Consider the following 22,476-nt stretch of genomic DNA (forward strand, 5'->3'; position numbering starts at 1 on the left):
CCCATCCTCCTATCTTACTTTTCAAAAATAGACTGCGTTTCCATTTTATAAAATGACTCATTAGTTGTCTACAGTATTAAAAGAAATATTATATTAATTAAGACAAATTTGTATATAAAAATAGTGAATATAGCGCGATAGTTCAAGGTTTTAGTGATAGACAAAATAATTTAAAAATTAATCCACCTCAATACCCTTTATATACCATAAAGGGACAGTTTTACTAGTTTTTAGTTTGTTTTTCCAATCGCTTCCCTGCTTCCTGATCTAGTTTGTAAACAAAAGCAAACACTTCAGCAACTGCCTGATATAATTCTTCTGGTATCGTTTCGTTCAAATCTAGCTTGCTTAAAATATCCATGAGCGAAGGATCCTCTTGAACCGGCACCCCATGTTCCCGTGCTGAAGCTATTATATTTTCTGCTATGATTCCATTTCCCTTAGCTGTTATTTGAGGTGCCTGCATTTTTGAATTGTATGAGAGGGCTACTGCTTTACTTTGCAAATTTTTATTCATATTCTCATATCCACCCCATTGCTAGAAATCTCATGTATAACTGCTGTTTTTGGCTCGTTCACCATTTTCTTCTCTTTAAAAAAACGGATGGACGATAACTTATAATTTTGATTATTCAATTGCTCTTTTAACTGTTGTATATAGGGTGGTGCCAACGTTTCAATCCATTCATGTTTATTTATAATCGTTATGTTCACAACTCTGCTTTGAATATGTAAATCTACAATTGTTTCATCCAATTTACTCATATTTAAGTAAAACAATATTCTACAATGGCTTGAATCAATTTGACCTTTTTCCGTTCTCCGCCCGCTCCACTGTATGGATAGGTCTGTCGCTCTGTTATGTAAAGAAAACGGAATTTGCATAGCGAGCTGCTGTATCGGACCTATTTCCTGTGAGAGAAGCTGGAACCCCGTCAATTTATTTAATAGAGCCGATGCTGTGTCTTTTACCCCTGAAGGTATTTCATCGGCAAGCAGGGCGATCAGAAGCGGTTTAAGTGCCTCTTGTCTGCTATGCTGAATGTTATCTGCTAATCCGTGTTCATAAGAAAGCCCCAACGAAGTCATCATATTTTTCAAATAATCTTTAAGCTGAGATGAATTTATTTCCTGACTCATTATATTTTGATGTAAATGATTGAATAGTTTTGCCTCTTCTGAAGTTAAACCCGTTTGTTTTACGATGAAATCATTTGCAGTGATTGCTAATGCCGCTCCTTCGTTTATATTTATCGAGTTTATTTTGCCTGCAGATGACATATATTCTCTTATGAATTGATTTAATCGCTGTTCATCTACCGGAAAAGCGGTCATTGAAGTGCGGATTGATTGCAGCAAAGACTGGACATTCGTTAACTTTCCGCTGCTCGATTCTCCTACTGCACGCTCCAAATCTACGAGTGCTTTTAAAAAGGATGGCAGCGAGCTATTCTGATTCTTTGCGATAACATCAAGCAGCGCATTTCCGATAGACTCAGACAATTGATTGGCTTTCATGCTGCTTTTTATCATATTAACTATTATATTTGTTTCCGTAGTATCTGTCGGAAAAGCTCCGATTTTTTGCAGGAGACTAAAGGCAGTTGTTGAATCTGAAGCACTGCCCTGCAGCCAGTTGTGCAAAAGGCTTTTCTGCAGCTGACTACGATCAGAATTAAACAACTGGTCGATTTTATTTGACAAAGCTTTTGCTTCGTTCAGGTGTTGCAGGTCTGTTAATTGCGTACGGAGTTTATTCAATAGCGGTGAGATAGGCTCTTCTGATTGAACGGAAACGACTGCTTTAAATATCGCTTCGTTCAAAGGCCAACCGCGTTCAAAAATCATTTTTATTGCTTTCATGCCCTCTTCTATGGATTGTCCGTCTTGAACCCAATGAGCGGCGATTTGAAGCGTTTTGGCATTGATAGGGATTTGCTCTTTGAGAAAGAACTGAACTAGATTTTGATTTTCCTTCGTGATTGGTAGATTCAATTGCTGTAATAGCCCTGAAAGCGCTCCATCCTGCTTGCCGTTCAAATCTTGAGTTAAAACTTTTAATTGAATAGTGCCTTCGCTATTTTGCACTTCAAACCAGTAGCTTTCGTTTGCTGTTAGCGGCAAGTTTAATTGCGCTATGATCCTTTGGTTGCCGATTTGCACCTCAGCAATATCGTGCGGAAAAAAGCGCATCACCCTGCCATTTAAAATCTGGCCTTGACGAAACTGGACTGATTCATGACCAGCCCTAACTAATTTGTTAAACGTCTCTGATAAAACTTTCATGAATCTCACTCCTTTACCGTAGCTAACAAACTACTATATGTGAGAGCGGACTGGAGCAAAACTTTTTCGGTGAATAGGTAAAATGCCATAAATATTAATTGCTTCCAGATGTTCCTTTGTTCCGTATCCCATATTTTTTGCAAATGAATATCGCGGGAATTCTTTATCATATTCCATCATGATACGATCTCTAGTCACTTTTGCTACAATCGATGCAGCAGCTATGCTAATGCTCTTTGCATCTCCTTTTATAATCGCTTCATAAGGATATGGTGTATGTAATTTCACGGCGTCCACCAATAAAAAATCGGGGCTCGTTTTCAATGCTGCGACAGCTGTCAACATTGCCTTTTTTGATGCTTCTAATATATTTATTTGATCAATCTCATCCGGTTCAATGATGCCTACCTCCGCTGCAACTGCTGATTGCATGATCTTTTGGTAGTACTCTTCCCTCTTGCGCTCTGATAATTTTTTAGAATCATCAATTCCAGGCAAATAAAAATCATCTGGCAGTATCACCGCCGCTGCTACGACAGGACCTGCCAACGGCCCACGCCCTACCTCATCAACGCCTGCAATAAAATCAAACCCTTCCCTGCGATATTTTTTTTCATATTTTTGCATTTCGTCATACTTTTGTTGAAGAAGTCTAGTCTGTTCCAAGTTTCTCTCCCATTTTTTAACCGCCGCTTGTACACCCTTTCTCTCATCCTGCAGCAATTCATCAATCAATGGATGATGCTCATTAATTTGTAATAGCAGCATTTCTACTTCCTTTATCGAACGTTTCACATCATCTACTCCTAATCACTCAATATCATCATCTTTCATTTGTGGTATTCGGCGTTTACCAGTTACTTCGGCAAATTTCCTTCTTTTTTCAGATGTATAAGCAAATTCACATGAAAAACCACTAATTATGACTGTATTAAAATAATACTATCAAATAAAATAAAAAATAAAAGGCCTTCTAAAAAGAAAGGCCTTTCTGTCATTCTTCAATTGCTTTCGCTAAATCATCCGGATTCTCAAGTGAAATCCTTCCAAATTTCTCTGAGCGGAACTCCCTGATTACGAGTTCGGTTACTTTATCATAGTCAACCTCTCCTCCGCCCATCAGACAGCCCCTCCGTTTTCCGATTTCATCAAACAGCAAAACGATGTCTTCTGGTAATTCTTCGATACCATAGCGTTCTTTCAGCTTATCAGGGTAGTTTGCAGATAAGAAGCGCAGCGCATAGACAGCAACATCCTGCAAATTTAAAATCGTATCTTTAATTGCGCCCGTCAACGCTAGTTTTAATCCAACCTGCTGGTCTTCAAATTTTGGCCACAGTATACCTGGAGTATCTAATAATTCCATTTCTTTTCCGACTTTAATCCATGCTTGAGCTTTTGTAACACCAGGAGTATTGCCTGTTTTCGCAATGTTTTTCTTCGCTAATCTGTTAATTAACGTCGATTTACCGGCATTGGGAATTCCAACGATCATCGCCCGGATTGCTCTCGGCCTTACCCCCTTAGCTTTCATGCGGTTAAACTTTTCCTCAAGCAGAGATTTTGCTGCTGCCGTAATTTCCTTCATCCCTTGACCAGCTTGCGAATTAATTGCCAACGCTTTAATTCCTTGTTCCTCAAAATAGGCAATCCATTGCTTTGTTAATTCCGCATCAGCCATATCCGCTTTATTCAATAGGACAATGCGCGGTTTCTGTTGAATAATTTCTTCAATCATAGGATTTCTTGATGAATAAGGAATTCTTGCATCAACAAGTTCAAAAATAATATCCACTAATTTTAGCTTTTCCGTGACCTGTCTGCGCGCTTTAGCCATATGGCCAGGAAACCATTGTATAGTCAAGGTTCCCACCTCACTTTTTTCTTTTATTAAACTTTAAAGTTGTATGCTATTTAAATTAAAGTTCCCTTTTAGCCAGAAAATAATAAAAGAAATCACCACATCTTGTGATTTCTTTTATCTTTATAAATACTAAATTCAAGTTATTTTACAAGACGTACATCTTCGAGCGGCCAATAAATCACACCAGCGCTCCCTAATACTTCTTCCATAGGGACAGGACCAATGTGGCGGCTATCCTTACTGAATCGACGATTATCTCCCATTACGAAAAGATGGCCTTCAGGTACCGTTTCCTGGCCGATTTTTTCTTCTAAAGTAAAAGGCTCAGTTAATGGACCATCAACAACTTGCTGCTTATACTCGTCAAGATAAGGCTCTTCATAAGCTTTTCCATTTACATAGAGAGTATCGTCCTTATATTCAATTCTATCACCAGGCAAGCCGATGATTCGTTTAATATAATCTTTATTCTCCGGAGCATGGAAGACAATAATATCAAACCTGTCTGGCTCTCCAATCGTATAACTGAATTTATTAACAATCATTCGATCTTGGTCCTTCAGCGTCGGCATCATCGATAATCCGTCAACAACAATTGGCGCAAATAAGAAGTATCTAATAACCGCAGCGAGTAGTACCGCTATGATTAACGCTTTAGTCCATTCCCATAGTTCATTTTTCTTTTTTGCCATCGTTTCCCCACCATTCTTCTGTTAAAAGATGAAACATGTTCTGTATCACATATTGTATGCATGAATATAAGTATGTACAACTCTACTTCTTATTTTACATAAATTTTGCCTAATACACACGATGGGATTGTGATTTAACTAATTTTTTAATAATTATGTAATAATACTATCATAAAAATGGAAAATGTATAGAAAAGGAGCTTGTTAATTACAAGCTCCCCTTCTCAAGCATACTAGCTGGCTAATAATGTTTTGTACTCATTATTAGTCATGCTTATTATCTTATCGAATTTCTTTAATACGAGCTTTTTTACCACGTAGGTTACGTAGGTAGTAAAGTTTCGCACGGCGTACTTTACCGCGACGGATTACTTCAAGCTTCGCAATTTTTGGTGTGTGTACAGGGAATGTACGCTCAACGCCTACACCGTAAGAAATCTTACGAACTGTAAAAGTTTCGCTGATTCCACCACCACGACGCTTAATCACAACTCCTTCGTATACTTGGATACGCTCGCGAGTTCCCTCAACAATACTTACGTGTACACGTACAGTATCACCAGGACGAAACGCAGGAAGATCCGTACGAAGTTGATCTTGAGTGATTTCTTGAATTAATTTATGCATCGTTTTCAACTCCTCCCAGGATGCTCTTACAAAGGCAAACCCTTATATTGCAGCGGAACATCGTTATCAGACACAGTACTAAATCGCTTTAGCCTAAGTCACAAAAATTATCATAACATAATTAGTTTACGACATCAATGTTATTTAGCGTCTTTTTTTATTTCTTCTAGCCATTTTTTTTGCTGGCTTGTAAGTTCAGTACCTTCGAGTAAATCAGGTCGCCTCATATACGTCCTTCTCAATGATTCTTTGTCTCTCCACTCATTAATTAAGCGGTGATTACCAGAGGTAAGGACTTCTGGAACCTTCATCCCTCGAAAATCCGCAGGTCTTGTATAATGGGGATGCTCCAGTACTCCCGTGCTGAATGAGTCCTTCATATGTGATTCTTCGTTGCCAAGCACTTCTGGCAAAAGACGGACCACACTGTCTATGACAACCATTGCACCTAGCTCACCGCCGGTCAATACATAATCGCCAATTGAAATTTCATCTGTGACAATATGCTCTCGAATTCTTTCGTCATAACCTTCATAATGACCGCAAATAAAAATTAAATGATCACTTGCTGCCAATTCTTCCGCTTTATTCTGAGTATAGCGTTCACCTTGAGGACATAGCAGAATAACACGAGGGGAAGAGCTTGATTTATCTTGCAGATCCTTTACCGCATCAAAGATAGGCTGAGGCTTGAGTACCATCCCGGCACCGCCGCCATAAGGATAATCATCAACTGTTTGGTGCTTATTGTCAGCATAGCTTCTAAAGTTTACGACATTATATTGAACAGCATGCTGATCTTCAGCTTTTTTTAAGATGGAATGACCAAACACTCCTTCAAACATTTCGGGAAAGAGAGTCAATACATCAATTTTCATCATGAGAGCAGACCTTCCATCGGGTCAATCATAATAACTTTTTCTGCTGTATTTACTTCTTTCACAACAGCTTCAATGTATGGGATCAATATATCCTTGCCGCTCTTACCTTTTACAACCCACACATCATTTGCACCAGGAGATAGTATTTCCTTCACTTTGCCCACCTCTTCTCCATCAAGGGTTTTTACTAAACAGCCAATGATTTCATGATAATAATACTCATCTTCTTCAAGCTCTAAAAGCTGACTTTCAGGAACTTTTAAAATTCCGCCTTTCATTTTTTCGATTTCGTTCATATTATTTATACCTTCAAAGGTCAGTAAATTAAATGATTTATGAAGGCGATGTGTTGCCACCGTTAATTCTACTGGGTCTTTCGCATCTGGCATAAATAAATATAACTTATTTCCTGGTGAATAACGTTCGTCTGCAAAGTCCGTTTTTGAAATGACTCTTGCTTCCCCTCTTACACCATGCGTATTTACGATTTTTCCAACATTAAACCATTTTTCCATACTTACATTCACCTCTAGCGGATTTCATCTATGATACCGTCTTTAATTATGATTGTTTTTCCATTTTCTATTGAATCCCAGCGATCGCCTTTTTCTATCATAACAAGCGCCTGGACTTCTTTTTCTTTTAGCTCACTACCTAATGGTAGCATATGTAATTGTTCTATTTGAAAGTCAAGCAATTTGATTTTTTCATTTCTTGATTGTATTTCTTTATCAAAATATGTTTTCAAATTGGACTGAGCTTTTTTGGCTTTTTCCCATTTCTTCATTTCAAATTTAAATTGATCGCATTCCTTTTGAAGCTGCTGTTTCTTCCATTCATAATTAGACAGCAATTTGCTTTTGCTGTTTTCCGTTAACACTTGCTTTACTGTTACCGTTTGAATAATTTGCATGGTGGCAGCCCTCCATCATTTATCTTTTATACTTGAGAAATGCTTAGTTTTTCTTTTGTGATTTTTGTATTCTATCTATTGAAGTGTGTTACATTCACATAAGACAAATTTTAATTTCACATTAGCCAAAAAAAGGAGGGGAACCCCCTCCTTTTCAAATTGTTTATTCAGCTTTGCATAAATGAATGTGCACCTGATAGGCTGTTCTACCTTCAAAGCGCCCGGACACCGCCTATCCCTTCGCAGCTTTAAGCTCGTCAAGGCAAGCGGTTCCTTTTTTCATTTAATTTCTAAGAAAATCTTTTTTTCTTCAGATGTTCCTGCTGCATAAACAACAGTTCTAATCGCTTTCGCAACGCGCCCTTGCTTCCCTATTACCTTCCCCATGTCATTCTTGTTGACGGAGAGCAAGTAGGTCACTGCTCGGTTCTCTTCACGAACATTCACTTGAATATCTTCCGGAAAATCAACCAGGGGCTTCACAATCGTTTCGATAAGCTCTTTCATAGGAGTAAGAATTACTTCCCGTGTTTAGCGTTATGGAATTTTTCCATAATGCCAACGTTTGAGAATAAGTTACGAACTGTATCAGATGGTTTCGCACCTGTTTGTAACCATTTAAGCGCTAATTCTTCGTTGATATCAACGATTGCTGGATTTGCAACAGGGTTGTAAGTTCCAACTGTTTCAATGAAACGTCCATCACGTGGTGAACGAGAATCAGCTACTACAATACGATAAAAAGGAGATTTTTTTGCTCCCATACGTTTTAAACGAATTTTTACTGCCATTTTATAAAGCACCTCCGAATAGTTTCACACAAGATAGTATATTATCAGATAGTCAGTTAGTTTGTAAAGGTTTTTTTCTTTACATAGATCAAAAAACTGTTTTCAATCCTTAAAACGGATTAAATGGAAGCTTAAAGCCACCTTTTTTCTTGCCTTTTTGTTGCATGCCTGTCATCTGCTTCATCATTTTTTTCATATCTTCAAACTGTTTAAGCAAACGATTTACTTCAGGGACTGTTCTTCCGCTTCCCTTGGCAATTCTTTTACGACGGCTTGCATTAATTGTTTCAGGATGAATTTTCTCTTCCTTCGTCATCGATTGAATAATGGCTTCAACATGAGCAATTTGTTTATCATCGATTTTGAGGTTATTTAAACCCTTCATCTTATTCGCGCCAGGCATCATTTTTAAAAGTTCATCAAGCGGTCCCATTGTTTTCACTTGACCGAGCTGTTCTAAAAAGTCATCTAAAGTGAAAGAAGCTGTGCGCATTTTCTTCTCCAGCTCTTTCGCCTTCTCTTCATCAACATTGGCTTGTGCTTTTTCAATAAGCGAAAGCACGTCCCCCATGCCTAGAATGCGCGAAGCCATTCTTTCCGGGTGAAAAGCCTCTAATGCATCCAGTTTCTCACCTAGCCCGATAAACTTAATTGGCGTGTTGGTTACAGAGCGGATAGAAAGCGCGGCACCACCGCGCGTATCACCATCAAGCTTTGTTAAAACAACCCCTGTTAATCCAAGCTGCTCATTAAAGCTTTGGGCTACATTTACTGCATCCTGACCAGTCATCGCATCGACAACTAAGAAAATCTCATCAGGATTTGAGAGCTCTTTAATGTCTTTAAGCTCATCCATCAGCGCTTCGTCTACATGAAGTCGACCTGCAGTATCAATTAAAACATAGTCATTATGATCTTCTTTAGCCTTTGCGATTGCCTGCTTGGCAATTTCTACAGGGCTTACTTGGTCGCCCAATGAGAAAACCGGCATACTCAATTGCTTTCCAAGCGTCTCCAGCTGTTTAATTGCTGCTGGACGATAAATATCAGCTGCAACAAGCATAGGGTTACGATTGTATTTTTTGCGCAACAGATTAGCAAGCTTTCCAGTTGTTGTTGTTTTACCCGCCCCTTGCAGACCTACCATCATAATGACAGTAGGCGGACGATTGCTGACAGCGATCTTACTTTGCTCTCCACCCATTAATTCCGTTAATTCTTCTTTTACGACCTTAATGACCTGCTGCCCAGGTGTTAAGCTTTTCATAACCTCCTGGCCGACAGCACGCTCACTGACTTTTTTCACAAATTCTTTAACAACCTTAAAGTTTACGTCTGCTTCAAGAAGAGCCAAACGAACCTCACGCATCATTTCCTTCACGTCAGCTTCGCTAATCTTCCCCTTGCCGCGAATCTTTTGGATTGTATTCTGCAGTCGGTCGGCTAAACCTTCAAATGCCATGTATGCCGCCTCCTAATCTAATTTCTCAAGCTCTTCAAGCAATTTTTCCATTTCCCCGTTTGAGGAATCAGCTTTAAGCAGTTGCTTCATCTCTTCTATCAACTTGAAGCGCTCTTGAAATTTATGAAATAATAACAGCTTTTCTTCATATTCCTCAAGCATCGCTTCTGTTCGCTTAATGTTATCATACACCGCTTGACGGCTAACATCATACTCTTCTGCGATTTCTCCAAGTGAAAAATCGTCGAGGTAGTACAGGGACATATAGCTGCTTTGTTTAGGTGTTAACAAAGATTGGTAAAAGTCATAGAGGTAATTCATCCTCGTTGTCTTTTCAAGCATCCCTATTCCCCCTTGTTAAGTGAAAAGCCTTTACAAAGTAAGTTTACCTATATGAAGTGTCCATGTCAAGGAAATATCCTTTCATCACTTGTATAGCTTTTCATTCAACTAGCTCCTACGCTTTTTAGCCTCCAGTAGCCTCTTCATCCTGTCTGCTCTCTCTTCTTCAGTTATTGGATTCTCTTTTATCTTCTTCTTTTTGTTCACTGTTTTTTCCTTTATTACTTGATTATCTTTTTGCTCTTCAGCATCTAGCTTGTTTTGATTGGATGAAATTGTTGAATATCCTTTTTGGGTATTGGCGGTTTGATTCAATTTCTCCCCTTTTGATACTTGTTTGCTTTTTCTTGAGGCAGGAAAGCCAAACCGTCTGATCGCAATCTCGATAAAATAAAGTATAAAAGCTAAGGAAACTAACATAATGCTAATTTCTTGTTGGTTGTACGCCCTTTGTTGAAGCGGCCGAAATGCATCAGCTTCGTTATCTAGCTTCTTTCCATTTGTAATAGTGGCAAGTTCTTTAAGCAAATCGAGATTTGTCCCTTCTAGTAAATACTCATCTGAATAAGGAATAGCAAACCCTGTTTGATACGAAATCATTTCCCCATGCTCATTCGCTTGCTTAATACTTAAAAAATACATCCCTTCCTTTTCCGGAACAATTACTTCATATTTTCCTGGAGCAACGAGCTTAGCATTCGTTTTTACTTCGCTGCCATCCTCAGAGAGGACGGTCGCCTCAATTGGCAAGGATTGATTTGCGATAGATTCAAGATGGACAGTTGCTTGCTCTACTCCCTTTGAAACCGATACTCGAAATGGTTCGCTATCATATTGAGGCAATGTAGAAGTGACTAGCTGATTAATAAAATCCGGCCACCTTCCCCATCTAGCCCAATCCCCTGACCACCCGCCAGTAAAATCAGATGTAAACGCAATCGTGCGTCCAATCCCATATTGCCATTGCGCTAGAACGGGGTCCTCCTTTTCACTTAAGATGGGCACTTGCGCTCTCGGTTTTGCTGTGACCGCAATATAGGCATTCATCTTCGGGACGCCTTCAGTAAACAGACTTGTCCATTCAGGATAATTTTGAACAAGCGGAAAAAAAGGCTGATCTTCAATATACGTCCTTGTTGCCATCACAGTCTCACGGGATAAAATACTTGGAATCACCGAAGCATCAGTCACATCATAATATCTGCCGGAACCTTGTTCCGCTAAATCCTCCAGCAACGCCCTATCTGCATCTTGCCCAATTGCTACTGTAGATAGTGTAATGTTGTTTTCCTTCCCGTTTTCTATAATTAATTCATAATCACCATTTCCTGAAGATTGTCCATCTGTCAGAAGAATGATATGCTTTCGCTGCAGCTTTAAATCTTCTAATTCTGCATAGGCTTTTTCTAGAGAGGTGAAAATTTCAGTTCCGCCGCCTGGAGTAACAGATAGAATTTTTTCCACTGCCGCTTCTTTATCCTTTAAAGGACCCGTTTCAACGATCTCCCATGGTTGATCATCAAACGCGATAAACCCTAGCGTATCTTCTTCCCGCAATAACTCAACAGACCTGGCAGCTGCTTCCTTCGCTAATTCTAGCTTTTGTCCATCCATACTGCCTGATCTGTCCATTACAATCATTAAACCAAGAGAAGGCATTTCCTCTTTCCCTTTTATCTCCATATCAACAGGAAGAAGCTTTTCTATTGGTGTTTTAAAGTAACCGCCAAGACCGAAACTTTCTTCGCCACCTCCCATGATAAACCCTACACCAAACTCCCTTACAGCTTGTTCAATCAGCTCCATCTGCTTCTGTGTGATGCCGGTTGCTTGAACGTTGTTAAATATAATCGACTGGTACTGTAGGTAGCCAGATAAATTAGTTGGCAACTTTTCTGGCACAATTGTATCCAATTCTATACCGGAGCTTTGCAGAGCCTTTTGCAGTTGATCAGATTCATGACTTTGTACAATAAGCAGCTTAGGTTTTCCTTTTACATTCGTAGTTGCTTGAAGAGCGTTATTTTCGATAAATGTATCGCCTTCAGCTTCTATTTCAGCCTTTAAAACCTGCAGACCGCTGCCCTGGGCTTCATAACTAAATGAGAACTCATTCTTCCCTTCTTTTACCTCAACTTTTTCCTGCAATATTTCTTTATTATTCAAATATAAACGAACTTGAGCAGATTGGTTCATATTGCTATTCACGCTTAATGAGACAGAAGCCGCTTCCCCTTCATAGAGAGAAGGGGATACCTTTAAATCAGCTAATGCCATATCCTTTTCTACTTTGCTGTTAACTTGAACATAATCAAGCTCAATTCCTCTATTTTTTAAAAGCTTGGCTGCTTCCGCACCGTTTCCTGCTGTTTCATTACCATCGGTAAAGACAACGACTCTACCGCTAGAATCTCTAGGGATAAGGGTGGAGGCAAACTGAAGCCCGGATTCTATGTTCGTTTCTGTTTCATTTACAGCACCATTAAACTCTGGTAATGATTCTGATTGATTTCCTAAATTTTGATCTATCACAATGTTTTCCGCAAATGAAGCGATCGCAAATTCATCTTTGATGCCCTTATGCTTCACGCTTTCTTCAATCCAGCCGAGCGTTTCCGCTTCTGTTCCATTTACACTTGCTGAACGGTCAACTAAAAAAACTACTTTTTCGCCTTTTATAGGCAAATTTAATTGCGGAATAGCCAATGCAAAAATAAGCAAAATAAAAACGGAGATTCTAATTGCTGAGATGATTCGTGCTTCTCTATTTTTATACTTGTTTCCATTCTTTAAATATAAATAAACGAAAAAGAAAGCCGGAAGTAATAGAAATAAAGCAAGCGGATATTTAAATTCGATGCCCACGTCGGTATACCTCCCATTCAAGGAAACAAAGACATAGAGCAATCAGTGTTAGCCAATACCAAGTATAGCCCACTGGCCTATTCGTCCCTTCTTCACTTAACGATTTCTCATTGATTGTAAATGCTTCTTCCAAAGCAGGCTGCTTTTCTCTTTCATCTAACAAAACTGAGAAGTAGTTAATATGCTCATTTATAACAGCTTGATAAACACCTGGCTGTGCAGGTGCAATAAAACTCTCTTTCTTCAAATTAAGTGAATATAGATTTTCGTCCTTCTGGTTAAAAATCTCAACTACGTGCACATCTTCACCGCTTGAAATCCATCTTTCTTCATTTGCACTAAAGTATCCTAAAAACTCATTTGTTTGTGACAGATATTGATAGGCATTATACAAAAAAATTGGAAAGCCCGGCTGCAGCGGCCAATCGGACTCAGCGAGGGAAAAGTTAATCACAATAACAGGATAGCCATTTTTCATCCCCTTTTGAATGATTGGGACATCACCGCTTATAAGCACCGGCTCAAGATTCTCTTCAGGAGATGTTACAACCGCATCAATATAAACATTTTTAAAATCTACATATTGAAGAAGCTTTTCGTCTTTCACAACAAGCTGCTCTGTTACTTTTTGCTTTTCTCCATTCGTTCTGAAAAAGAGGGCAGGCTGTTTAGGGAGATCTTGTAAAGATTCTCCTTCTGCGATAAATATTCCGCTCATATTGTCGCGCTTCTCTTCCACTTGAACGATATCTGTACCGATTATTTGGAACCCTTTGATTGTAAACGGATTGATTTCATCGAGCGCATACACAGCAGGTTTGTTTTCAGTAAATATAGCTGTTGCGGTATTATCGGCATGATAGCCATCATCCACTTCAACTATCGCTTCATAATAAGACTGTGGAGGAAGGTCCTCTATATTGACAATTAATTGTTCATTGCCAGGAATAGTAACTTCTTCATTAAACCATTCGCTATTCTCAGTTCGTACTGAAAAGCTTGCTTTCATTTCTGAAGCGGTTTGATTTTCTATAACAGCCACTCCAGCAATTTTTCCATCAATGGCCGCAACACCAAAGGATTGCAGAGAAATATTTTGAGTTTTGCCACCCGTGTTATGCACTTCTGCATATTGATCATTAAGAAGCTCTCTCACCTCTTGTTTTTTTACACCATCAGAAAAAATATGTATAGCTGTATCCTTACTATCTGCAATAGAAGCAGCCAGATTTAAAGTTTTATCGATGTTTTCATGATTGTAATTAACTTCAAGACTTTTAATCTTCTCGTTAATAACCGCCTTATCGTCTTCTCTATTTAACAGAATGGAAGGCTTATCACCTGCTTGAATAAGCGTTACATCTTGCCCATTCATCTTTTTAATTAATTCGCTCATCATTTCTTTCGCTTTATCAAACCTTGTCCCATCCTCAGATACTACAGACATCGACGCTGAAGTATCTACGATAAAGATTAAATGCTCCCCCTTTACTTGCTGTCCGAGAAAAATAGGACGCACAAGCGCAAACATTAATAATAGGAGCGCCAAAATTTGAAGCCAAAAAATCAAGTTTTGCTGCAGCTGCTTAAGCCACGGCGAAGCCTGCCATTCATTTAAGACCTGCTGCCACAGCATATTTGAAGCGACCGCTTGCTCCTTATACTGTTTTCGAAAAAAATAAAAGAGTATAACCGCAGCAATAAAGATGCTGAATACGAAAAAATAAGGGTTTAAAAACTGCATCGCTCCACCTCTCTGTTCACTTAACATTCAAATGGAATAATCCCCCCAATTGAATACTACTATGCTATTTTATTATTGAATTAATCCCTTTTTCACCATATCCCGTAATAAAAAAGCGTGCAGCTCCTTCTCTTCTGTCAATTGCAAAAAAGTGCCGCCATAGCGAAGGCATAGCAGCTCTAATTGCTCTGTATGCTCAACCATACGCCTCTGATAATCTCTTAAAATAGTATCATTCATGCTTACATTCACGGCAGTGTCTTTCTCGCTATCTATTAACTTCACATCTCCGCTATAAGTAGGTGTTATTTCTTCAGCTGCCAGCACTTGAAACATCCAAATCTCCTGTTTAAATGCCTTCATTTTTCTAAATACCGTTTCAAGATAGCCAATCTCTTCCATTCCATCTGTAATGAGAATGGACAATTGATGCTTTTTGGCAAGGGATTGTTCAAGTATTTTTACAAAGCCACCGGATTTTACCTCAGTATCAAGGCTGATTATATCTAAAAAAGTTTTTTTGCTATATATAGCACCTTTTCTCTTCAAAGGATGAGTGTTGCTTGTAGGAATTAGTGAAAAAAACAGCCGGTCTTCTTCTTTAAGAACGAGATAGCTTAAGGCAGCAGCCAGTTTCTTTGCCAAATGCCACTTTGCAGCAATATGTCTCATTGAAGCCGTTCCATCTAGGTAAATGGCGATTGATATTTCCTGTTCATCTAAAAATCTTTTAATATAATGCTTCTGTGTTCTTCCATAAACATTCCAATCAATCAGCCTGACATCATCACCAGGCTGATATACTCGATAATCGGAAAACTCTAATGATGAACCGAATTTACTTGATTGCCTCGACCCGTTATGAACCCCTCTTTTTTTTGAGCGTACAACTAGTCTTCTTTGCTGTAAGTTGCGCAAATACCCCTCCGACCGATTCATTTTGTTAAAGCCCCCACTTCTTCAATCAGTCGATCAATGATGATATCTGCTGTCATACCGTTTGCTTCCGCTTCAAAATTCAAGATAATGCGATGTCTTAATACCGCTTTAACTGTTTGCTTTAAATCGCCGATGGAAACATGATATCGACCAAGACAAAGCGCACGCGCCTTTGCCAGACTAATTAAACTTTGCAGACCACGGGGGCCACTGCCATATTGAACATATTGTTTTACTATTTCCGGTGCATCAGTGGCACCTGGGTGGGTATAGGCAATGAGATCAACTGCATATTCTATCAAGTCTTCAGAAATAATAATTTCTTTTGCCAGATTTTGCAGAAAGACAACATCTTGAACTCGGGCGACTTTTTCTAGCGATCTGCCAGAAGTTCCAGTCGTTCTCTTCACTATTTCTTTTAACTCAGCTTTCGTAGGATAGGTTACATCAACTTTGCAAATAAACCGGTCCGTCTGGGCCTCTGGCAATGGATATGTCCCTTCCATGTCAATCGGGTTTTGCGTTGCCAGAACAAAGAAAGGCTTTGCCATTTCTTTCGTTTCGCCCATGATAGTTACTGTTTTTTCCCCCATTGCTTCAAGCAATGCACTCTGTGTTTTTGGTGTCGCTCTATTAATTTCATCAGCTAAGACCATGTTGGCAAACAGCGGACCTTCATGAAAAATAAAGCTTTGTTTCCCTTTGTCATCAGGCTGCAAGAGCATCGTTCCTGTAATATCTGAAGGCATTATATCAGGTGTGAATTGAATTCGTGAAAATTTCAAATCAAGACATTCGGATATCGTTTTTACTAGCATTGTTTTACCGAGTCCAGGTAGTCCTTCTAATAGTACATGTCCACCTGCTAACATGCTCCACAAAACTTGGTCAATTACCTCTTCCTGCCCGACTATAAAGGTTTGCACTTCCTCTTTTACATTTAATATTAATTCAGCTGCTTGTGAAAACTCCCGTGCTTTTTCTTCTAAAACAGACATGTTGGTCACTCCTTATTCGGGTCGATATTTGTGAAATATAATTGGACGATTTCTTCTAAATCTGATGGCAATCTGTAGCGGTCAGTACTTTTGCGATAGGCTTCCTCATACTCTCGATACACTTCCTCATAAGGTCTGCTATTGCCTTTCATTACTGGACCTTCACTTTCATAAGATTCAACAGATTGCCCATTTCCTAATTCTCCGTTCTCTGTTTCTACATTTTCCTTACCTTTGATCCGCTCTGGAATCGTCAGCAGCTCCCTTGAGCCCTGTCCAACACCAGCGCCACCGCCTGAACCATTCCCTGATCCTGAACCACTCCCAGAACCTGAGCCACTGCCTGAGCCTGAGCCATTGCCTTGGCCGCTTCCACTACCTGAACCCTCACCCTCTCCTTCAGATTCACCATCATTTCCACTGCTATCATCAGATGTATCCGGTGGTGACTGGTTGGATTGGTTTCCTTGGCTATTTTGATTAGAGGACGGTGCAAAAGCTAGGTTTTTTGCAGGATTTCCAATAGCTGCCATTTGACTTTGCATAGAATTCCCAGCGCTTTGGATTGCATTTTGCGCGGCCGCTAATTGTTTTAATAATTCCTCTGAATTAAGCGCATCTTCTAATTGTAGAACGAGTTTTTCCAAATCTTCTTCAGATAATTGTCCTTTTGATTCTGCCATTTCGCTCAACAGATCCTTTTGCTCTTTGGTTAATTTCTCCCAATCCTTGTTTAAGGCAGCCAGCTCCTTCTTAAAATCATCCAGCTGTTTTTCATTAAGAAGTTTTGCTAAGTTCCCCATATCCTGTTCATTAAGCTCTGTCTTCCGCTGTTCCAATAATTCGAGTTTTTCTTTTTCCTTCATCTGTTGAAGCTCGATGTTCTTCATTTCTTTTGCCAGTTCCTCAAGCGCAGCTTCAGCAGTTTTTTGCTGTGACATTTTTTTCTTTGCTTCTTCAATTTTTTTCTTTACTTCAGGATTTTCTTCTTCCTTTACTTTCTCAGCTAGCTTTTTTTCCGCTTCTTCAATAAGTGCTTTTTCATTTTCAAGCTGACCAGCGAGCTTCATCGTTTCATTTGGGAAACTATATAGCAGAACACTTCCAGCAGCAAAGGCTGCGAATAATAGCAGTAATCTTGGATGGAACCACTTCTTTTTTCTTTTTAAGACATGTTCTGATTCACGTTTCATAAACTGAACAGCATCATCAAGCTGCAGCTCAGCCATCAAGCTCTCTTCATTCATAAATGACGCAGCGGTTATTACGCGGTCATCTGATACATAGCGATTATAAATAAGAGCAGCTTGTTTCAATGTTGGCCGTGCTCTCCATATTCGAATGAAAAACAAGACTGTCGCAGCTAAAAAGACACCAATTACATAATTAAGCAAATACGGTATCACTATGAATCTTGAAAGCAGCAAAAGAAAAAGCGTGGCCGCCCCAAAAATAAACAGGAGCAGCTGCAGCTCTTTCAAGATGACTTCTAATAAAAGCTGGCGTTTGACCGGTTTTAAAAGCTTAATGAATCTATTCTTATTAGTCATTAAGTTCATTCCTTTTTAGATTGAATAAAGTAAAGCTTCAATCAGTGTGGTTTTCCTCTACCGCACTAAATAGTTAGTCTGTGCCCGGAGGATGCGGGTCACTTAGACGATACCGCGAGCCGTGGCGTATTTAGTCTAAGTTTTAATAATCCGGACTTTCACAGGCAGTTATCCACCACCTAAGCTTCTTTGTAAAAACTATTTTCCTTTTTTCATATTTGGACGAAGCTTCTTAATACTGAAAAGAATCGCTCCGATAAAAATAACTGTATAAGAAAGCGTATAGGATACCCAAAGCGGTGTTTTAATACCTGTGATTCGATAAATTTCATCATGTATACCCGGTTCAAATGATCCTGCCAGCACGATAACTGGATTTAGCATTGCTGTAAAATATGCATATGGCACTGTCGGCGGCGTGCTTGCTGTGGATGTATTATAATAACCTTGGCCAAATTGAAGCAATATTAACGTTAAGAAAGCTGTTCCGCCTACAAGAAAAAGCGTGACCGCATAAGTTGTAACCATTGAAACAATCGTCTTCCTAATCAAGGTGGAGAAAAGCACACCTAAACTTCCAAACCCAAGAATGGTAAAAGAATAATAAACAACAGTTGTTAACACTTGTTGAGGTGAAATCCCTCCATATAAGAATACAAAGCTATACAGTGGCAGGCTTGCAATAATTAAGAGCATTAAAAATGATATAGACGAAATCAGTTTTGATAATATAATACTTGCTGAACTTTGAGCCGTCGTTAGCATAATATTCAACGTTTGTCTTTCTCTTTCACTTGAAATTACACCAGCAGTTAATCCCGGCGTGATAAAAAGAATTAAAATGAGCTGTAAAACGGAGAGCATCATAAACATCATTCGGCTTTGTTCCGGTTTAAAAAAGCCTTGTGAGCTAGTTAAAGATTCAATAAAGACAAAACCAACGATTAAAATTGCCAGGGCAAGCAAATAAAATAACAGGCCAAGAAAGCTCTTATACGAGCGGAACCTTAACTTAAATTCTTTATTTAATACCGGATTGATGACAAAGTTTTTCAAGACAGCTCCACTCCTTTCGTGATTTCCATAAAGATATCTTCAAGGTCAACCTGCGCTTCTGCAAAGCTTCTGATCGCCAGACCATAATTGATTGCACTGCGCAGCAGCTCGACCTGCTCTTGCTCAGTTCCTTTGAATGTAAACTCAATTGCGTGCTGTTCAGGCAAATACTGTAGTCTTGCTACTAACGGGTCATCCTCAAAAAAAGCAATCGCATTTTCTGCACGTCCAGTGAGGATGACTGTTATCACTTTTTCACCTTTTAGCTGCGCTTGGATTTCTGCTACCCCACCTTCAGCAACAAGCTTTCCTTGGTCAATGATGCCGATACGATCACACATTTCCGCAAGCTCAGGCAAAATATGTGAAGAAATTAAAATGGTTTTCCCCATTTCCTTTAACTCTTTTAAAATCTCGCGCATTTCAATTCTCGCTCTCGGATCTAACCCTGACGCAGGTTCATCTAATATCAGCACCTCTGGGTCATGGATTAAACTTCTTGCTAAACATAAACGCTGTTTCATGCCACGCGAAAGCAAATCCACATATGCGTCCCGCTTATGCGTTAAATTCACTAAATCTAACAGTTGAGGAATTAATTTTTCTCTTTCTGTTAAAGGGATGCCATAGCTCGCTCCATAAAAATGAAGGTATTCACTTGCCTTCAGCTGGTCATAAACGCCGAAAAAGTCAGGCATGTAGCCAATCTGTCTGCGAACCATCTTCGCTTCGTTTTGCACATTATAGCCGTTCACAAAGGCTGTTCCGGATGTTGGTGCAAGTAAAGTTGCCAAAATCGAGAACGTTGTCGATTTACCTGCACCATTTTGTCCAACAAACCCAAATACCGTTCCTTTTTCAATTTTTAAACTCAATGAATCAAGCGCAGTAAATTTCCCATAACGTTTTGTTAACTCTATCGTTTCTATCATGGTGTCACTTCCCCTTTAATCGTAATATTCGGCAATTGGGTATAAGGATCTCCGTTTGAATTTTTGTTAAACTTAATGATTAATTCACCTTTTTCGGATATATATTCATCGATTGAGTCCTTTTCTTTAAGGTGGAAAGAATTGTTTTTGCTAAGATCAATGTCAATCCATTCATTTTCCCTTTGATGATAAATTGAATATTTAACACCGTAACTATTCATCGTAAGCTTTATTTCATCTAATCTATAATTCTTTCCAATCATCTCTGTCGGCAATTGATAAATATAATCATATTCGCCGTCATCTAAAAGTGCTTCATTATTTGCAGTGCTGTACCAATCCTCATGAACTTGGCCATCAATTATTTTAAAGCGGGCATTTAGATGATCATTTTTCAAAGTGAACTTCCCGGTAATTTCTTGTTTAGCATCCGTTTTTTCAATAATAAGGTTAAGATTATGCTGCTTTTCTTTGTTGTCTTCCATTTTTATATCAATGACCGGTTCTGTTAATACGCCTGCAAGCACAGGCTTGTTGTCTTTGTATGTTTGATCAAGCAGGAAGGTGGATGCCGCAGAGAATAACCTTTCTTGCTTCATCTCATTGATGTCCTGTTGGTTAGATCCTCCGTAGCCATTTGAATATGGACGGGTAAGAAAGCTCGATTTTACTTCTGCTTTGACAGATATCGTTTCTCCCTTGTTCACCGGTCCTAGCTTTACTTGACGGTTTCCAGTCCATAGATAAAGCTCGGCAAAATCATAACCATATAGATTTTCCACCGTTCCCGTCAATTGGCCATTCTTAAAGGTTAAATCGGCTTTAAACGAGCCAGCAGACTCGTGCTGTGCAGGGCCATATACCGTTTTAGCAGACCAGTATTCTATACTAGGAAATATGACACGATCCCTCTTCGTTTTGTTCTCCATCACAGCACCTCTTAATGGTTCAAAGCTGGTCGTATTCATTGTACTCATTACTGGCGTAAATTCATTCTTCGGATAGCTTACTGTATAAGCTCCCTGTTTATTTGCGAGCGTTGTCACTGATTGATAGCCTTTCAGCTGTTGTTGATCTTGAATATAAAATCCCATTTGATTCATTTGCGGATTTCCTAATCTATCCTTCGCACCAATCGCGAAGATGACAACTGCCATAACAAGCGAAATGGATGGAATAATCCACCATGTTTGCTCCCTTTTATCTAGCTTTCGAAGAATAAAATATAGAATAGGTACAACAAGGATAATATAGCCTGTTAACAGAGCGATTAATACGCCAATTGAAAAGCTTGATGACGGAAAATATTCATTTACTTCTGCAAAATCCCAATAAAGCTGATCCAGCATATCTGAGCCATAATAGCCACTTGTAATATTGCTTATATCCGCATGTTTTAATAACTCATCAAACCAATCACTATAATTGGGCCATGAAGATAACGGCTCATCCCCTAATGAGAATGCCGTTTGCAAAATAATGCCCTGTCCATGCGCTTTCTTAACGACTGCTGGCGTTTCACCGCTCTCTGTCAGTACGGCCGCATCTTTTCCAAGGTCTCCAGTAAATAATTGCAATTCCTTTAACGGAAAATCTTTATCTTTATTTATATTTAAAAAGGATGCATCACCCTTTGTTTCATTATTTGTATGTAGCGGCAGTATTGAATAAAGCGAACCATAAAACTGGCTTGCATTTGGCGTTCCACCAGCAATTAATACGCCTCCGCCAGCAATCCATTCGCTTATTGCCGTTTGCTGCTCTTCTGATAGAGCGGAAACAGCAAATTTATCAATTAGTAAAACATCAAGCGATTGTAAACTTAATGCATGTTTCGGAACTTGCTCTTCTTTTATATGCACCATTTGCGTCTGTGCTTTTGGAAGAACCCTTAACTCTTTTAAGCGATCGTATTGTACACTTAAAACGCCAATTACGTTATCGCCCATATCAATAAATTTCGGTTTAATTGTTTTGTCGCCTTTATAGGCAACTGCCTTTCCATCTCGCCAATCACCTTTATACAAATGAATGGTTGGTTCATTTTGATAATAGGACTGGTGATCTTCCGTGACACCAGGTATGGCGACTTCAAATTCTTTCGAGCTGTTGGCAGGCAGTTCTATTTTAACTGGTACTGCGCCACCAGCATTATATGTAGGATAAAACTCTACAAGCAGATAACCGCTAAAATCTCCTCCTGAATTTTCTGCTGTAATTTTTAACGGAAAACCTTCTCCTCTTTTTACTTTCCCGTCAAAACCCGCATCGACAGATATTTTTATTTTTTCTGCCGAAGCAGCAGCGGGCTGTGTCCAATTGAAGCAAAGCAGGACAGTAAATAATGTTATAATGGCTATTTTTACTCTTTTCCGCACGAAATCTCCCCCTGATTTTCATTCCACACATCAATAGACGAAATATAATTTAAAAAGTTCTGCATTTTAAGAAATATTTCTATATAATAGACGATTAATTTCCTATCCTCCCTACACATAATCTAGATATTCTTTAGTAAAATTCTCTATTTTACA

Annotated in this window: 21 protein-coding genes; all 21 read right to left on the bottom strand. The window is 39.1% G+C overall.

Annotated features, from left to right (window positions below; genetic code table 11):
• Positions 1-223 precede the first annotated feature (223 nt).
• Positions 224-517 (bottom strand): EscU/YscU/HrcU family type III secretion system export apparatus switch protein, encoded by a 294-nt coding sequence (locus CWS20_RS02870; RefSeq protein WP_066197099.1) that lies wholly within the window; start codon positions 515-517, stop codon positions 224-226.
• Entirely contained in the window at positions 514-2,286 is a 1,773-nt protein-coding gene (locus tag CWS20_RS02875) for a TP0910 N-terminal domain-containing protein (protein ID WP_066197097.1), read from the bottom strand. The genes CWS20_RS02870 and CWS20_RS02875 overlap by 4 nt, the downstream gene beginning before the upstream one ends.
• 33 nt (positions 2,287-2,319) lie before the next feature.
• Positions 2,320-3,081 carry a ribonuclease HII gene (gene rnhB, locus CWS20_RS02880; RefSeq protein WP_101226233.1) on the bottom strand — a complete coding sequence of 254 codons (762 nt, stop codon included), beginning with the start codon at positions 3,079-3,081 and terminating at the stop codon, positions 2,320-2,322.
• 199 nt (positions 3,082-3,280) lie between these two features.
• Complete coding sequence (gene ylqF / locus CWS20_RS02885) at positions 3,281-4,150, bottom strand: ribosome biogenesis GTPase YlqF (RefSeq protein ID WP_066197094.1); 870 nt, start codon at positions 4,148-4,150, stop codon at positions 3,281-3,283.
• A gap of 140 nt (positions 4,151-4,290) precedes the next feature.
• The gene (gene lepB / locus CWS20_RS02890) at positions 4,291-4,842 is read right to left on the bottom strand and encodes a signal peptidase I (RefSeq protein ID WP_066197092.1); all 552 of its coding nucleotides are present in this window, start codon (positions 4,840-4,842) and stop codon (positions 4,291-4,293) included.
• 282 nt (positions 4,843-5,124) lie between these two features.
• Positions 5,125-5,469 (bottom strand): 50S ribosomal protein L19, encoded by a 345-nt coding sequence (gene rplS, locus CWS20_RS02895; RefSeq protein WP_066197090.1) that lies wholly within the window; start codon positions 5,467-5,469, stop codon positions 5,125-5,127.
• A 140-nt stretch (positions 5,470-5,609) separates the two neighbouring features.
• Positions 5,610-6,347, bottom strand: a complete 738-nt coding sequence (gene trmD / locus CWS20_RS02900; RefSeq protein WP_162840991.1) for a tRNA (guanosine(37)-N1)-methyltransferase TrmD — start codon at positions 6,345-6,347, stop codon at positions 5,610-5,612.
• The gene (gene rimM / locus CWS20_RS02905; protein ID WP_066197087.1) at positions 6,347-6,865 is read right to left on the bottom strand and encodes a ribosome maturation factor RimM; all 519 of its coding nucleotides are present in this window, start codon (positions 6,863-6,865) and stop codon (positions 6,347-6,349) included. The genes trmD and rimM overlap by 1 nt, the downstream gene beginning before the upstream one ends.
• A gap of 14 nt (positions 6,866-6,879) precedes the next feature.
• The gene (locus CWS20_RS02910; protein ID WP_066197085.1) at positions 6,880-7,263 is read right to left on the bottom strand and encodes a YlqD family protein; all 384 of its coding nucleotides are present in this window, start codon (positions 7,261-7,263) and stop codon (positions 6,880-6,882) included.
• A 279-nt stretch (positions 7,264-7,542) separates the two neighbouring features.
• Positions 7,543-7,770 carry a KH domain-containing protein gene (locus CWS20_RS02915; RefSeq protein ID WP_066197083.1) on the bottom strand — a complete coding sequence of 76 codons (228 nt, stop codon included), beginning with the start codon at positions 7,768-7,770 and terminating at the stop codon, positions 7,543-7,545.
• Between the two features lie 11 nt (positions 7,771-7,781).
• Positions 7,782-8,054, bottom strand: a complete 273-nt coding sequence (gene rpsP, locus CWS20_RS02920) for a 30S ribosomal protein S16 (RefSeq protein WP_066197081.1) — start codon at positions 8,052-8,054, stop codon at positions 7,782-7,784.
• Positions 8,055-8,163: 109 nt separating this feature from the next.
• The gene (ffh, locus tag CWS20_RS02925; protein ID WP_066197078.1) at positions 8,164-9,516 is read right to left on the bottom strand and encodes a signal recognition particle protein; all 1,353 of its coding nucleotides are present in this window, start codon (positions 9,514-9,516) and stop codon (positions 8,164-8,166) included.
• 12 nt (positions 9,517-9,528) lie between these two features.
• On the bottom strand, positions 9,529-9,858 hold the full coding sequence (locus CWS20_RS02930) for a putative DNA-binding protein (RefSeq protein ID WP_066197076.1): 330 nt from the start codon (positions 9,856-9,858) through the stop codon (positions 9,529-9,531).
• A gap of 108 nt (positions 9,859-9,966) precedes the next feature.
• The gene (locus CWS20_RS02935) at positions 9,967-12,723 is read right to left on the bottom strand and encodes a VWA domain-containing protein (RefSeq protein WP_066197074.1); all 2,757 of its coding nucleotides are present in this window, start codon (positions 12,721-12,723) and stop codon (positions 9,967-9,969) included.
• Positions 12,707-14,494, bottom strand: coding sequence for a vWA domain-containing protein (locus tag CWS20_RS02940; RefSeq protein ID WP_241504130.1), 1,788 nt, complete (start codon positions 14,492-14,494; stop codon positions 12,707-12,709). Before CWS20_RS02940 ends, CWS20_RS02935 begins: the two co-directional genes overlap by 17 nt.
• Before the next feature lie 45 nt (positions 14,495-14,539).
• Positions 14,540-15,406 (bottom strand): DUF58 domain-containing protein, encoded by an 867-nt coding sequence (locus tag CWS20_RS02945; protein ID WP_066197073.1) that lies wholly within the window; start codon positions 15,404-15,406, stop codon positions 14,540-14,542.
• Complete coding sequence (locus CWS20_RS02950) at positions 15,403-16,404, bottom strand: AAA family ATPase (RefSeq protein WP_066197072.1); 1,002 nt, start codon at positions 16,402-16,404, stop codon at positions 15,403-15,405. Before CWS20_RS02950 ends, CWS20_RS02945 begins: the two co-directional genes overlap by 4 nt.
• Before the next feature lie 5 nt (positions 16,405-16,409).
• Entirely contained in the window at positions 16,410-17,954 is a 1,545-nt protein-coding gene (locus CWS20_RS27685; RefSeq protein ID WP_083957357.1) for a DUF8809 domain-containing protein, read from the bottom strand.
• 198 nt (positions 17,955-18,152) lie between these two features.
• Positions 18,153-19,010 (bottom strand): ABC transporter permease, encoded by an 858-nt coding sequence (locus tag CWS20_RS02960; RefSeq protein ID WP_066197068.1) that lies wholly within the window; start codon positions 19,008-19,010, stop codon positions 18,153-18,155.
• Positions 19,007-19,942 (bottom strand): ABC transporter ATP-binding protein, encoded by a 936-nt coding sequence (locus CWS20_RS02965; RefSeq protein ID WP_066197066.1) that lies wholly within the window; start codon positions 19,940-19,942, stop codon positions 19,007-19,009. Before CWS20_RS02965 ends, CWS20_RS02960 begins: the two co-directional genes overlap by 4 nt.
• A complete protein-coding gene (locus CWS20_RS02970) occupies positions 19,939-22,320 on the bottom strand; it encodes a DUF8725 domain-containing protein (RefSeq protein ID WP_066197064.1) in 2,382 nt (793 codons plus the stop codon). Before CWS20_RS02970 ends, CWS20_RS02965 begins: the two co-directional genes overlap by 4 nt.
• Positions 22,321-22,476: the final 156 nt, after the last annotated feature.

This window comes from Cytobacillus horneckiae (genome assembly GCF_002835735.1).
Taxonomy (GTDB): Bacteria; Bacillota; Bacilli; order Bacillales; family Cytobacillaceae; genus Cytobacillus; species Cytobacillus horneckiae.

Excerpts from the sequence above, each read along its gene's own strand:
- CWS20_RS02965 (WP_066197066.1), bottom strand. The coding sequence starts at position 19,942 with ATGATAGAAACGATAGAGTTAACAAAACGTTATGGGAAATTTACTGCG.
- CWS20_RS02875 (WP_066197097.1), bottom strand. The coding sequence starts at position 2,286 with ATGAAAGTTTTATCAGAGACGTTTAACAAATTAGTTAGGGCTGGTCAT.
- CWS20_RS02930 (WP_066197076.1), bottom strand. The coding sequence starts at position 9,858 with ATGCTTGAAAAGACAACGAGGATGAATTACCTCTATGACTTTTACCAA.
- CWS20_RS02940 (WP_241504130.1), bottom strand. The coding sequence starts at position 14,494 with ATGTTAAGTGAACAGAGAGGTGGAGCGATGCAGTTTTTAAACCCTTAT.
- CWS20_RS02950 (WP_066197072.1), bottom strand. The coding sequence starts at position 16,404 with ATGTCTGTTTTAGAAGAAAAAGCACGGGAGTTTTCACAAGCAGCTGAA.
- CWS20_RS02870 (WP_066197099.1), bottom strand. The coding sequence starts at position 517 with ATGAATAAAAATTTGCAAAGTAAAGCAGTAGCCCTCTCATACAATTCA.
- CWS20_RS27685 (WP_083957357.1), bottom strand. The coding sequence starts at position 17,954 with ATGACTAATAAGAATAGATTCATTAAGCTTTTAAAACCGGTCAAACGC.
- CWS20_RS02915 (WP_066197083.1), bottom strand. The coding sequence starts at position 7,770 with ATGAAAGAGCTTATCGAAACGATTGTGAAGCCCCTGGTTGATTTTCCG.
- lepB (WP_066197092.1), bottom strand. The coding sequence starts at position 4,842 with ATGGCAAAAAAGAAAAATGAACTATGGGAATGGACTAAAGCGTTAATC.
- trmD (WP_162840991.1), bottom strand. The coding sequence starts at position 6,347 with ATGAAAATTGATGTATTGACTCTCTTTCCCGAAATGTTTGAAGGAGTG.
- rplS (WP_066197090.1), bottom strand. The coding sequence starts at position 5,469 with ATGCATAAATTAATTCAAGAAATCACTCAAGATCAACTTCGTACGGAT.
- rpsP (WP_066197081.1), bottom strand. The coding sequence starts at position 8,054 with ATGGCAGTAAAAATTCGTTTAAAACGTATGGGAGCAAAAAAATCTCCT.
- ffh (WP_066197078.1), bottom strand. The coding sequence starts at position 9,516 with ATGGCATTTGAAGGTTTAGCCGACCGACTGCAGAATACAATCCAAAAG.
- CWS20_RS02910 (WP_066197085.1), bottom strand. The coding sequence starts at position 7,263 with ATGCAAATTATTCAAACGGTAACAGTAAAGCAAGTGTTAACGGAAAAC.
- rimM (WP_066197087.1), bottom strand. The coding sequence starts at position 6,865 with ATGGAAAAATGGTTTAATGTTGGAAAAATCGTAAATACGCATGGTGTA.
- CWS20_RS02945 (WP_066197073.1), bottom strand. The coding sequence starts at position 15,406 with ATGAATCGGTCGGAGGGGTATTTGCGCAACTTACAGCAAAGAAGACTA.